The following is a 12,502-nucleotide window of genomic DNA, read 5'->3' on the forward strand; positions in this document are numbered from 1 at the left end:
TGTCCCGAACGGCTAGAGATCAGCCCAAGTTTACTGCAACTGCTACTCGGCTTTGTCCACCGAAAAAGCGTAACTGGTGCTGGACTGGTACGTTTGCCCCGGCTCTAGGCGTGTAGAGGGAAAGTGCGGTTGGTTGGGACTGTCGGGGAAGTGCTGGGTTTCCAAGCACACCGACCAACGGTGGCCGTACACTTGCCCGCCTTTGCCCCGAATGCTGCCGTCCAGAAAGTTGCCCGAATACACCTGCATGCCGGGTTCGGTGGTGCTGACGCTGAGGCGTCGGCCAGAAGCAGGATGAAACAGCACGGTGACAGGCCCCGAATCACCGCCCGCCGAACGACTCAGCACGAAGTTGTGATCGAAGCCGCCTGCCCGCGCCAGTTGCTCGTTTGGTACGGCCAGTGCGTCCTCAAGCAACGTGGGCTGACGCAGATCGAAGGGCGTGCCTGTTACGTCCGCCAGTTCGCCCGTAGGAATCTGGGTTTCATCAGTCGGCGTATAAGTGTCGGCCTGCACGCTCAGCAGATGATCCAGCACATTGCGGACGCCGCCGCCCAAATTCCAGTACGTGTGGTTGGTCAGGTTGACGATAGTGGGCCGGTCGGTCTGTGCGGTGTAGTCAATTCTGAGCGTGTGGTCGGGCGTGAGCGTGTAAGTCACGGTGACACTCAGGCGGCCCGGATAGCCTTCCTCGCCGTCTTCGCTGACCCGGCTGAGAGTCAGGCTGGCTCCGGCAGAGCTGGTGCTGGGTTGGTCAACACTGGGTTCGGCCTGCCACAGTTGCTGATCGAATCCCCCCGGCCCACCGTGCAAGGCATTCAGGCCGTTATTGCAGGCCAAGGCATAAGCTTTGCCGTCCAGCTCGAACTTCCCGCGTGCGATCCGGTTGCCGTAGCGCCCGATCAAGGCTCCGAAATACGGCGACTGATCACGGCTCAGGTACGGCGTGAGTTCGTCGTGGCCCAGCGTCACATCGGCCAAGGTTCCATCCCGGTCTGGCGCGTCTACGCCCACGATCACGCCGCCGTAATTGATGATCCGCACCCGCATTCCGGCGTTGTGCAGCGTGTACAGGGTCACGGGTTCGCCTGCGAAAGTCTGGCCCCAAGGGGTCTGGGTTACGGTCGGTTCAGGATTCAGGGTCATGGGTTCAGTCCTCGGGAAGTGGGCGCGGTGGGAAGGCAACAACAGGCGAAACGCACCTCGGCACAATCTGAACACGGTGCCGGGTGCGTTCCGCCTGCGCTGTGTTCAGGCTATTACAGCAGTTGCTTGGCCTGCCACTCTAAGCTGTAGCCGAAGGGATCAGGAATTAAGGTTTCATCGATGGTGCGGGCGTCACGGGGGCCGCGAGTCGCCAGCATCAGCCGCGCCGCGTCGCCTTTGGGACGCCGATATTCGTCGAGCAGGCCGTTCTTTTCCTGAAAAGTATCGGTGAGTTGCGTGTAGCAGAAGCCCGCGATGTGGGCGCACTCGTGAACCGCTCCGAGCAGCGCCTCGTAATGGGCGGTAAAAGTTTCGTCGTCGTTGGCGTGGCTGTAGCCCCAGCCCCGTTTGGCGTCGGTGATATAGGCGATGCCGCCAAATTCAGTGATCATCACAGGCAGGTTTTGGTCGGCCAGCGCGGGATCGAGCAGCAGGTTGCGGCCGCCGGGCCGGGCGTGCAGCAGCGTTTCACGGATGCGCTCGCGGGAGCTGTAGCGTTCCAAGATCACGTCCGAATCAGGGGTGTAATCGTGAATGGTCAGGATGTCGGTGGCGTCGTTTTCCCAGCCGTCGTTGCCAATGACCGGGCGGGTGGGGTCCAGGGTGCGCGTCAGGTTGTACAGCGCCCGCACGAAGGTACGCGAGCGGTTGCGGCGCGTCAGATCGGGCACGCCCCACGACTCGTTGAAGGGCACCCACGCCACGATGCAGGGGTGGCCCCGGTCGCGCTGTACGGCTTCCAGCCACTCTTTGGTGATGGCGTGAATGCTGCGGTCACTCAGGCGGTAAGCACTCGGCATCTCGGCCCACACCAAGAGGCCGAGGCGGTCTGCCCAGTACAGGTAGCGCGGGTCTTCCAGCTTCTGGTGCTTACGGACGCCGTTAAAGCCCAGTCGCCGCGTCAGTTCTACGTCGGTGCGGTGTTCCTCGGCGGTGGCGGTCATCAGGGATTCGGGCCAGTAGCCTTGATCCAGCACCATCCGCAGGGGGTACGGCGAACCGTTCAGGAGAAAGCGGCCCTGTTCGATGGTCACGGAGCGCAGGGCGGTATAGCCCGTCACGTGGTCTAACACCTCGCCGCCGTGCAGCAGTTCCACGCTGGCGTCGATCAGTTGGGGATGTTCGGGACTCCACAGCAGCCCGTTGCGGTGACTGTCGATGCCGCCGTCGAGCAAGGGAATGACCCGGTGCAGTTCAGGGCTGGACAGGGTGTAGATGTCGTCGGCCAGCACCTCTTCCAAGCCTGTTCCTTCCAGCACCGTCCCAGCCGCTTTCAGCACCACCCGCGCCTTCATGCCGGGGCGGAATCCGGCCACTTGCAAGCGCACATGCACGCCCCACGTATTCAAGTCGGGTTCGAATTCCAGGCTCTGCACGGCACTGGCGGGCACGCGTTCCAGCCAGACGGTTTGCCAAATGCCGGTGGTGCGCGGATACCAGATGGAGTGCGGCTCGGTCAGCCAATCCTGCTTGCCGCGTGGCTGATCGAGGGCCAGGGGATCGTCTTCGGCCCGCACCGTCAGTTCAAAGGGCGCGGCGGCAAAGGCGCTGATATCCACCGAGAACGACGTGTGGCCGCCGCTGTGCTGCGTGACCTCTTGCCCGTTGATCCAGACAGTGGCGCAGTAATCTACCGCGCCGAAATGCAGTAGGGTGCGCTCCCCCGCTTTCACCGTTCCCCATTGCTCGGCGCAGTCCACCGTGCGCCGGTACCACACCGCCCGCCCGTGCGCCTGCAAATGAATGCCGCTCGCCACGCTTTCGGGTGGGTAAGGCACCGTGATCTGGCGGTCGAAGCCCACCGCGCTGGGGTGGGTATGCACCGCGCTGGAGTCGAGGGCAAAGGCCCAAGCTCCGTCCAGATCGAACCACTGGTCGCGCTGCATGAGGGGACGGGGATGAATTTTTTGCATGCTTCTCCTGATCGGCGCTTGCTCGGTGGTGCAGGCATCCGGCGAATACATCTAAAGTTAGGATTAATGTTAAGAGCGAAGTTGCTAATTGTCAAGATATTTTGATAGTAACGCCAGACACAAAGAGGAGTGCGCCAGCTTGAGCAATTGACCGATCTGGGGAAGGGCCGATGAAGGCTGCAAAACTCAAGCGAGGCTGAGTCTGTTAGGATAGGCGGCGACGCTAAAAAATGCGTGCTACACGGAGGAACTGCATGGATGGTCTGTTCAGGAAGCACAGGGTCGTGGAGGGCGGCGACCTGAAGTTGGTGGCCCATGCGCTGAATTCGGATACGCGGCTGCAAATCTTGAGCCTGCTGTCACACAATGTGCTGAATCTGACCGAACTGACGGCGGCACTGGGCCTCCCCCATTCCACAGTGAGCTTTCACATCAAGCATTTAGAGGCAGCAGGACTGCTGGAAGTGGAATACTTGCCCGGCACACGCGGCTCTCAAAAACTCATCAGCAAGCGGTACGACCAGTTGGAATTCCGGCTGCCCGGCGCAGAGGTGGAGGCGGCGGATGACGTTGTAGAGGTGAGTATGCCCATCGGCAACTACACCCAGATCAGCGTCCAGCCGACCTGTGGCCTGTCGGCAGAACACAAATTGATTGGAATGCTCGACGATCCCCGCGCCTTTTTCGAGCCGGAACATGTGTTTGCACAGGCGCTCTGGTTCGGCAAAGCGGGGCATGTGGAATACACCTTTCCCAACAATCTGCCCCTTGGCGCGGCGGCCACCGAGTTCGAGCTGAGCATGGAAGTCTGCTCGGAAGCGCCCAAATACAACGCCGATTGGCCCTCCGACCTGACGCTGTGGGTGAACGAAACGGAGGTAGGCACCTGGACTTGCCCCGGCGATCTGGGCGGCGTGCGTGCCCACCTGACCCCCGCGTGGTGGGACGCCAATCAGACCACACACGGCTTTCTGAAACGCTGGCGCGTGACGCTGGAGGGCGCTCATATCGACGGCGAAAGGCTGTCGGGCGTAACGCTGGAGCAACTGCGGCTCGATCAGAGCAACCACATCCGTATCCGCCTCGGCGTTAAGCCAGACGCCCGGCATCAAGGCGGTCTGAACCTGTTTGGCCGTCACTTCGGCAATTACCCGCAAGATCTGCTGATGCGCCTGCGCTACGCCTTCGGAGACGCGCAGAAGTCTGGTTGAGGGGCCGTTCCACACGCTTTTGGCGGTTACCCAGGGGGGCAAGATCTTTGAGATTCGGCAAAGCAGTTCCCTCTTGCTAAACACAACGCTCCCGTCAATAGGGTTTGCCCTGACGGCCTGACACAATTTATGAGAGAGATCGAAATCTGAGTACCCAGCCAACCTCAAGGGCGTCCACAGGGCTCGGCTGTGATTTCTTCCGACGTCCGGGAGGCGCCGGATTGGCGCCCCTCTGGAGGGTCAGCTGGCTGAGCACGACCAGACCCCGGCTCAGGGCAAAGTGGATCCCCCGCAATCCGAGCTTCAGATAGCTCAGGGCGCGCTTCCAGTGGGGATCGATCGCTCTACGAACACCTTGCTGCACGATCTGGAGACCTTCGGAGACCAGCAGGAGCGTCGCCACGGAGATGACCAGCACCAAGCGTTCGAGGCTGACGGCATCACGCAACTTGGACGATTCCAGACCGAAGAGGCCGCTTTTGTCATCCAAGAATCCTTCCTCAATTTGGAAGCGCTCGCCGTATTCAGCAAATGTTCCAAGACTGGTCGGTTCATCACTGACGACCTGCCACTGCTCTGGGCCGTCCCACGGACGGCCCAGAGCAACATGCACCGGCCCGAAGTGGTGTCCGGTGATGGTGACGTTGTGGAAGCAGCGCGTTTCGCGCGCTGCGAGCTTGATCTTGCCGATGGTGCAGACCCGTTGACCGTCCGGAGCGGCAAGAATCAGGCTGGATTTGATGCGGATGCGGAAGTGCCAGCCACAGAACCGTAGCCAGCCCATCAGTGCCGTGTCGCAAAAGCCCCGATCCGCCAGGAGCCGAACATCGTGCAGCCCGAGGAAATCCAGCAAGCCTTTGGCTTCAGCGAGGATGGGCAGGAGCTGTTCGGTGCCGACCTGAGCACTGGCATGCTCAAGGACGCGGGAGACGAGCGGTACCGCTCGTCCCCGGTACAGCACAGCGATCCGGATCAGACAGAAGCGGCCGAACAAGACACTGGTGTCCAGCGCCAGCGTCAGGGTGGATGAACCCCACTCCCGAAGCGCACGGGTGATCAGGGGGCCGTACACGCTCCCAGGGTCAATGGCTGGATTCTCCAGCCACCGGCGGCACCGACGTTCAGTGCTCTGGGCGACCGTGGCCTGGGAGTGGATGTGCGGGAGCCAGGAGGGGATGGAAACGCTCTGGGACAGCACGAGGCCGCTGACCATCCACGCCAGAGTACGGGCGTTGCGGACGTCGTTCCAGAGGGCGGAGTGGAGGTGGGGCAAGACGGGGCTTGGTACAGTTGAGGGGCGTCCCCGGTGGCATGTTCGGTCTTCACAAACAGAAAGTGTCCCCTACCGGGGACGCTTTCTCATACTTTGTGTCGGGCCGTCAGAGGGTTTGCCACAAAGCAAATTATGGCTGTTTGGCACACAGCACACGCGGAATGCATTTGTACGGACGGTATCCAGCTTGAATACCTTAAGGAATGACCGCCAAAGCATAGCAACGCCATCGCTGCGTAAGCGAATCTATTTTTCGCAAAATCTGAGCTAATCTTCGCTCGGTGTATCCATTGACCGATGAATTGACTCTTCAAAGGACGGTCAAGCTCAACTTAGTCCTCGCTTTTTGCCACGATTGCTGTTGGGAATTGACTCGAGGTCAGCTTAAAGGTGATGACAAGCGCAACAGTCATCGCGTTGACTTCAACTGGCCTCTACCCCCATTCAGGTGATAGTCAAAAAACATATAGCTCTTCCGTACCTATCGTTGAACGTGCGATGTTAGCATTTGATACGAAATGGATGCCGTATCTCAATTTGTACACCTGATCAGGTGCGCCGAACATTTCACGTATAAGAGGCATGGGGGAGACTTAACATGCCGATATGTTCGAGCGACCGCCGGGTTTCTCCATTTCTGCCACAACCCGCCAATCTGCTGGCTTTACGCTGATTGAACTCTTGGTTGTTATGGCAATTTTGGGCCTTCTCTTGACATTGATCGCGTTGAATGTCAAAGGCCTCAACAATGATGCAGAAGCGTCCAGCAGTATTGTGGCCGGTGCCTTTGTGCAGGCCCGGACTCAGGCGCTGGGGACTACGAGTGCAGTGCGGGCCACCCTGACTGGCCCCCGTGCCCTGACCTTTGAAACCAGCGCCCGTTGCGGCGACACCACAGGCTGGACGACACTGAACAACGTCAATACCACCTTGCCAGACGGCGTGAACATCACTGCGCCGGGTGCAGCCACCCTGCCGTGGCAAGTCTGCTTTACCAGTCGGGGAGAGTTGCCCAACCTGCCGCCTTCCATTCTCAAATTAACCGACGCACGCGCCCGCAGCCGTACCCTCACCTTTTATCTCACCGGGAGCGTAGACACCCAATGAGCGATCTCAAGCGCCTGAAGCTTCAGTCCCACCATCCCAAGCACGCCGAGCAGGGATTTTCGCTGATAGAACTGCTGGCGACGCTGGCCGTGCTGGGCATCATCATCGGGGTCATGCTGACAGCCATTGCCAGCAACACGCAGCTGAATAGCCGGACTGAGCAAAATACACAGGCCACCGTTGCCGCGCAGCAGGTGCTAGACGACACCCGAACCGCTGACCCCAGCACCTTGCCGCTCAGCGGGACAGCCACCCCCAAAACCGTGAACGTGGGCGGACGCGATTACATCGTCACTCTGCGGTACTGCGTCGCCACACCAAATTACTGCTCAGGCAATGCCCGCCAGATTCAGGCGACCGTGCAGTCCGGCGGCAAAACCCTTTTTACTGTCGAAACGGTCTTTACCAGTGTCAACAGCACTGTGGCCAACAACTGAGGACTCGGATGAAGACTGCACACACGCAAGGCCTGACCATTCTCGAACTCCTCGTGGGCATGTTGCTGCTGATGATTATTCTGGGTGTGGTACTGACCACCACCATCAGCACGATGGGCTTGTACCGCAAAGATCAGTCCAGGATCGGGGCCAACCGCAACAGCCGCAGCACGCTAGATATCGTCAACAGCGACATTCGGCAGGCGGGCGAGCGCCTGAACAGCGACTTCCCGGCCATTCAGGTATCGCAGGACGGCAGCGGAAACAGTGTGCTGACCCTCCGGCGCGGCTTGCTGGATTCGCCGCTGCCCGTGTGTGCGCCGCTGCCCAACGTACTGGGCGCTTACGTGAATGCCAACAATCCGGCGGCGGCACTCTTGTCGGGCGGGGTCAGCAACCTTCCGGCGGCCTGCTCTACAGGCACACAAGATTTAAGCGCCTGGATAGCCCAAATTGCGGCGGGCGTGGTCAGTGGCTACGTGTTCGATACCACCGATGGCCGGGGCAGTCACGTGACCCTCACCGGAACTTCAACGTCTGGAGCGCTGCTCAAAACCCAGGTGGTGCAATTTACAGGCACGGTCAGTGCCTTCAATCCAGTGAAACCGACTGCCGCCTCGCCTGAACGTGACATCCGCCTGTACTTGATCGAAGAACGCCAATACTCGGTGGCCGCAGGCAGATTGATGCTGGGCGTCAGTGGGAAAGCGGCGCAGGCTGCCACACCCAGAGTGGTGTCATTTAAAGCCGTGCCGTATTTGAAGGGCACGCCGCCCACCGTCGCTGCACTGCCTTTTCCGGGTGTAGACGGCACTGGAAAACCCAAAAATTGGAAAAACCTCGCCTACCTCGACGTGTCCATGACAGTCACCGAGGGCAGCGGCACCAACACCGTGCAGCGCACCATCAGCCAACGCCTGACGCCCAGAAACACCAGCAGCAGCGAGTAACCCCATGACCTTGCCCAACCGTTCAGCACACGAATTCAACCGAGGAGGCTTGATGAACATCTCCACCCACCCATTCCCCCGACGCCCCCGAACCGAGGGCATAGCGTTGGTGACCGCCCTCATTTTTATGGTCGTGATGTTGGCAGTTCTGACAGCTTACCTGACCATGACCACCACTGAAGTCCGCACCAACAGGGTCAGCCGCAACAGCGTAGAAGGCTTTTACGCCGCAGAAGGTGGCCTGAATATGCGGGCTGAACAGGTGCGGGAAATCTTCAAAGGCTATCTGCGTCCTGTCGGTACCGCGCCCAATACGTCGGGGGGAGCCATTCCCTGTGTCGCTGGCAACATGGGTGACGGCGATATGCGATGCATTGCATACACGCTTAACGGCCGCACCGTGAACACCTATATGGTGGACACCACCAAATACACGTCAGGGAATCCTGAAACTGGCGTCGTCGGCCCCGGTGATACCTACGCGGGCCTGAATTACGCGCAATACGCCTACACCGTTCGCAGTGAAGCCCTCAACAGCATTAGCCAGCGCGAAGCAACCTTAGAAATGAAGTTCCAGTCTAGATTGGTGCCCTTGTTTCAGTTCGCAGCTTTTTACAAAGATGACCTCGAATTCCACCCCGGCCCCGTCATGACCCTCAATGGGCGCGTTCATACCAATGCCAACCTGTATATGAACGCAGGCGCTACGCTGGATATCACCGGCAAAACTAGTGCGGCACAAAAAATCTTTAGAGCAGGCAAAGATGGCCGGGACTGTGCTGGAACGGTCAGATTCAGTGCCATTGCTATGGCTTGCAACGGTTTTACCGCCTTAAATGATGCACAATTGTCTGTCTTCAACAAAAACGTGTTATCTGATCAACAGGTTTTGACCGTCCCACCGATGAGTACCCTTAACCCAGATCCTACAGGCGCAAACAACAGCGAGCTTTGGAGCCGGGCAGATTTGCGGATTGTCGCTAAACGGGTTGGAACTACTAATGTGTTTCTCTTGGAAGTCAGGCAGAAAGACGGCTCAGTCAATGCGGCAGCCACCGCCGCACTTCTCGCCTTCAATGCACTAGACCCTCTCAATCCTGCTGTCAGGGTGGACTTCAACACTTTTTGGGATGGGCGAGAAAGGGTTTCAGCCAGAACCCCGGCGGCGCTCAATACGCCAATGGTCACCTTGCTCAAAGTGAATCAAAAACGCCTCATGGATATGATTCAGGCAACTTCAACATTGCTCGACCCGTCGGGAAACATTCTTCGTGTAGACGACTCTACCGGAGGCGGATTAGCCATACACCTGAGCTTTGAAGACACTGAGCCACTGACGAACACCGACGGCGGCCCGACAAAGAAAGTACCCTATGTAACAAAATATGGTGTTAAGATCAGTAACGCCGATAGACTTGGCACTACGACAGGCACTCCAGCTATAAAAGGCCTGACTGTTATTACCAATCAGTCACTCTATACGCAAGGAGATTATAATTCCATTAATATAAAACCCGCTGCACTTATAGCAGATACTATTAACATTCTTAGTAACGCAGCAGTTCAAGATATAAAGGAAAGCTACCTAAATAGCGGAGGCACCTCTGTCACAGGGGGTTCTGGGCCAATCGCCACACCCACCACTGTCAATGCCGCATTCCTTTCGGGCGTCGATGAAACCAAATCGGGAGCCTATAACGGTGGTCTACAAAATTACCCCCGGTTTCACGAAGATTGGGGCGGAGTGAAATTTACCTATCGCGGCAGCTTCGTCAGTTTGGGCACAAGCCTGCACGCAATCGGCGCTCAAAGCCAGACTCGGTACGCCGCACCAAACCGCGACTGGAATTACGACACCGATTTCAACGACGCCAACAACCTGCCGCCCCTGACACCCCGTTTCGTGTACCTGCGCCAGCTGTTGTTCGCCCGCACTTGGTAAAACTTCCCCTTCTTTGCTCAAACCACACATGCATCAGCAAAACGCGCCAGCCCCTTCCAAGGCTGGCGCGTTTGCTTGCTTCTGCTCTACTACCCTAAAAACCCCTGATACCACTTGGCACTGTCTTTAAGGGTGCGGGCCTGAGTTTGATAATCCACGTACACCAGTCCAAAGCGTTTGCCGTAGCCGTACGCCCATTCAAAGTTGTCCATCAGGCTCCACGCAAAGTAGCCGCGCACGTTGACGCCGGCCTTCATCGCTTCCTGCACGGCGCTGAGGTGTTGCTGCAAATACTGCACGCGGGCCGAGTCATGAATCTGACCATCGGTGCCCAATTCGTCGGGGTAGGCCGCGCCGTTTTCGGTGATCAGGAGAGGCGGCAGGCCAGAATAGCTGTGGTGCAGGCGCAGCAGCAGGTCAGTGAGGCCCTGCGGGTACACTTCCCAGCCCATGTCGGTGTAGGTGGCCCCCTGCGGCTTGCGGCCCGCCGCACTCACAAATGTGCGCGAATAATAGTTGACGCCCAAGAAGTCCAGCGGCGTTTGCATGATCTTGAGATCGCCCGCTTGCACGTCTGGCACGTCGGTTCCGTAGTGGAGCCAGATGTCGTGCGGGTACTGGCCGCGCAGCACCGGGTCTAGGAACCAGCGGTTGAAGGTGCCATCGGCCAATTGCACACCGGGCAAATCGTCGGGAGCGTCGCTGTAGGCCGAATCCAGATTCAGCACCAGCCCCAGCTCAGCCCCCAGATTCAGCGCCCGCATTTCCTGCATGGCAAGGCCGTGTCCCAACAGCAGGTGGTGGGCGGCGGCCAACGCGGCGGGGCGGCTGTTCCAACCGGGCGCATGCTCGCCGATCTGGTAGCTGAGAATGCTGCTGCACCACGGCTCGTTCAGGGTGGCGATGCTCTTGACTTTTGGCCCCAACCGCTCGGCCACGATCCGGGCGTATTCGGCGAAGCGGTAGGCGGTGTCGCGGTGTGTCCAGCCGCCCAAATCCTGCAAGGCTTGCGGCAAATCCCAGTGGTACAGCGTCAAGTGCGGCTCTAGACCACGCTCGATCAGGCCGTCGATCAGGCGCTCGTAGAAGGCCAATCCCTCTTCGTTGGCCGGGCCAGTGCCGGTGGGCTGAATGCGCGGCCACGCCACACTGAAGCGGTAGGCCGACACGTTCAGGCGGGCGATCAGGTCAAGGTCTTCGTCTAAGCGGTGGTAATGGTCGCAGGCCACGTCGCCGTTGCTGCCGTCCCGAATCCGGCCCGGTTCGCGGCAAAACGTGTCCCAGATGCTCGGCCCACGCCCGCCTTCCTGCGTGGCGCCCTCAATTTGAAAAGCAGAGGTGGCCACGCCGAAGGTGAAATTGGCCGGAAAATCGGAACGCAGAAGGTCAGAACTTTTAACTTCAGGGGGAGAGGGAGGAAGGGTAGAAACCGTTTGGGGCAGGGTGGTCATGGGGAACTCCAAAAAGAGGGGAGAGGGTTTGGCACAGAGCGTGTTTGTAGATGTGGAGAGGCAATCGCTGACACTCACTCCCAACCTCCCCATAGAGAGGAGGAGCTAAAAAACAGTGTGTTTGTCGTTTATGTCACCCCTTGATCGCGCCGCTGGTCAGGCCGTCGATCAGGCGGCGGCTGGCAATGGCGAACAAGATCAGCAGCGGCAGTACCGTAAGAGCCACGCCGCACATCAGCGCCCCCCAGTCGGTGTTGGCAATGCCTTGCAAGGTTCGTAGGGCCAGCGGCGCGGTGTAGGTTTCGGCGCTGCGGAAGATGACCAGCGGCCCCAGAAAGCTGTTCCAAGACTGCACGAACGTGACCAAGCCGAGGGTCGCCAGTGCAGGCCCACACAGCGGCACGATGATGCGGCGGAAGATGCCGAATTCGCTGCATCCGTCGATCCGGGCGGCCTCCACCAGTTCAATAGGTATGGCCGTACCGATATACTGGCGCATCAGGAAGATGCCGAAGGCGCTCGCCATGCCGGGAATCCACAGGGCGCGGGGGGTATCGATCCAGCCGAGCGCCTGCATGATCAGCGCAAACGGCACGATATTCAGCGTATTGGGAATCAGCAGGGTGGCGAGCAACAGATTGAACAGCCCCGTTTTGCCCTTGAAGGAGTACATGGCAAACGCATACCCGCCCAGCGTGCAGAAAAACAGCGTGGTGGCGGTGGTCAGGGTGGCTAAATACAGGCTGTTCCAGAGGTTGCGCCAAAACGGGGTGCGCTCCAGCAGACTGGTGTAGTTGGCTTCTAGGTTGCTTCCGAACCAAGTGGGCGGCGGCAACGAAAAGATTTCTTGGCGCGGATGCGTGGCGAACACGAACATGAAATAAAACGGCAGCAAGGTCAGAATGCCGCCCAGCACGAGTAACAGGATGGCAGCGGCGCGGCTGAGGGGCTTGGTATTGCGTGAAGTGCGGCGGGGACGGGCAGCGGGGGCGGCCAGAGGAGTAGAGGTCAT

At 59.2% G+C, this 12,502-nt stretch carries 10 protein-coding genes; 5 read left to right on the forward strand and 5 right to left on the reverse strand.

What is annotated here, in order from left to right:
- Nucleotides 1-42 precede the first annotated feature (42 nt).
- Nucleotides 43-1,146, reverse strand: a complete 1,104-nt coding sequence (locus tag E7T06_RS02470) for an aldose epimerase family protein (RefSeq protein WP_136364272.1) — start codon at nucleotides 1,144-1,146, stop codon at nucleotides 43-45.
- Between the two features lie 113 nt (nucleotides 1,147-1,259).
- Nucleotides 1,260-3,119: a sugar-binding domain-containing protein gene (locus E7T06_RS02475; protein WP_240740809.1), complete on the reverse strand. Its 1,860-nt coding sequence runs from the start codon at nucleotides 3,117-3,119 to the stop codon at nucleotides 1,260-1,262.
- Nucleotides 3,120-3,373: 254 nt separating this feature from the next.
- Between E7T06_RS02475 and E7T06_RS02480 the strand changes: the two genes are divergently transcribed.
- Entirely contained in the window at nucleotides 3,374-4,330 is a 957-nt protein-coding gene (locus tag E7T06_RS02480) for a helix-turn-helix domain-containing protein (protein ID WP_136364273.1), read from the forward strand.
- 127 nt (nucleotides 4,331-4,457) lie between these two features.
- On the opposite strand, the gene E7T06_RS02485 is transcribed toward E7T06_RS02480, so the two are convergent.
- Nucleotides 4,458-5,402 carry a transposase gene (locus E7T06_RS02485; protein ID WP_136364274.1) on the reverse strand — a complete coding sequence of 315 codons (945 nt, stop codon included), beginning with the start codon at nucleotides 5,400-5,402 and terminating at the stop codon, nucleotides 4,458-4,460.
- An 807-nt stretch (nucleotides 5,403-6,209) separates the two neighbouring features.
- Between E7T06_RS02485 and E7T06_RS02490 the strand changes: the two genes are divergently transcribed.
- Genes E7T06_RS02490 through E7T06_RS02505 form a run of 4 tightly spaced genes read left to right on the forward strand, consistent with a single transcriptional unit; the run spans nucleotide 6,210 to nucleotide 10,039 of the window.
- Nucleotides 6,210-6,710 carry a prepilin-type N-terminal cleavage/methylation domain-containing protein gene (locus E7T06_RS02490; protein ID WP_136364275.1) on the forward strand — a complete coding sequence of 167 codons (501 nt, stop codon included), beginning with the start codon at nucleotides 6,210-6,212 and terminating at the stop codon, nucleotides 6,708-6,710.
- Complete coding sequence (locus E7T06_RS02495; protein WP_136364276.1) at nucleotides 6,707-7,147, forward strand: type II secretion system protein; 441 nt, start codon at nucleotides 6,707-6,709, stop codon at nucleotides 7,145-7,147. Before E7T06_RS02490 ends, E7T06_RS02495 begins: the two co-directional genes overlap by 4 nt.
- An 8-nt stretch (nucleotides 7,148-7,155) precedes the next feature.
- Nucleotides 7,156-8,097 (forward strand): hypothetical protein, encoded by a 942-nt coding sequence (locus tag E7T06_RS02500; RefSeq protein WP_136364277.1) that lies wholly within the window; start codon nucleotides 7,156-7,158, stop codon nucleotides 8,095-8,097.
- Nucleotides 8,098-8,149: 52 nt separating this feature from the next.
- Nucleotides 8,150-10,039, forward strand: coding sequence for a pilus assembly PilX N-terminal domain-containing protein (locus tag E7T06_RS02505; protein ID WP_136364278.1), 1,890 nt, complete (start codon nucleotides 8,150-8,152; stop codon nucleotides 10,037-10,039).
- Between the two features lie 89 nt (nucleotides 10,040-10,128).
- On the opposite strand, the gene E7T06_RS02510 is transcribed toward E7T06_RS02505, so the two are convergent.
- Together E7T06_RS02510 and E7T06_RS02515 are read right to left on the reverse strand one after the other, a co-directional pair.
- Nucleotides 10,129-11,490 carry a GH1 family beta-glucosidase gene (locus tag E7T06_RS02510; protein WP_136364279.1) on the reverse strand — a complete coding sequence of 454 codons (1,362 nt, stop codon included), beginning with the start codon at nucleotides 11,488-11,490 and terminating at the stop codon, nucleotides 10,129-10,131.
- A gap of 133 nt (nucleotides 11,491-11,623) precedes the next feature.
- A complete protein-coding gene (locus E7T06_RS02515; RefSeq protein ID WP_136364280.1) occupies nucleotides 11,624-12,502 on the reverse strand; it encodes a carbohydrate ABC transporter permease in 879 nt (292 codons plus the stop codon).

The organism is Deinococcus sp. Arct2-2, from assembly GCF_004801315.1.
In the GTDB taxonomy this organism is placed as follows: domain Bacteria; phylum Deinococcota; class Deinococci; order Deinococcales; family Deinococcaceae; genus Deinococcus.

Excerpts from the sequence above, each read along its gene's own strand:
- E7T06_RS02470 (WP_136364272.1), bottom strand. The coding sequence starts at position 1,146 with ATGACCCTGAATCCTGAACCGACCGTAACCCAGACCCCTTGGGGCCAG.
- E7T06_RS02475 (WP_240740809.1), bottom strand. The coding sequence starts at position 3,119 with ATGCAAAAAATTCATCCCCGTCCCCTCATGCAGCGCGACCAGTGGTTC.
- E7T06_RS02480 (WP_136364273.1), top strand. The coding sequence starts at position 3,374 with ATGGATGGTCTGTTCAGGAAGCACAGGGTCGTGGAGGGCGGCGACCTG.
- E7T06_RS02490 (WP_136364275.1), top strand. The coding sequence starts at position 6,210 with ATGTTCGAGCGACCGCCGGGTTTCTCCATTTCTGCCACAACCCGCCAA.
- E7T06_RS02495 (WP_136364276.1), top strand. The coding sequence starts at position 6,707 with ATGAGCGATCTCAAGCGCCTGAAGCTTCAGTCCCACCATCCCAAGCAC.
- E7T06_RS02500 (WP_136364277.1), top strand. The coding sequence starts at position 7,156 with ATGAAGACTGCACACACGCAAGGCCTGACCATTCTCGAACTCCTCGTG.
- E7T06_RS02505 (WP_136364278.1), top strand. The coding sequence starts at position 8,150 with ATGAACATCTCCACCCACCCATTCCCCCGACGCCCCCGAACCGAGGGC.
- E7T06_RS02510 (WP_136364279.1), bottom strand. The coding sequence starts at position 11,490 with ATGACCACCCTGCCCCAAACGGTTTCTACCCTTCCTCCCTCTCCCCCT.
- E7T06_RS02515 (WP_136364280.1), bottom strand. The coding sequence starts at position 12,502 with ATGACCTCTACTCCTCTGGCCGCCCCCGCTGCCCGTCCCCGCCGCACT.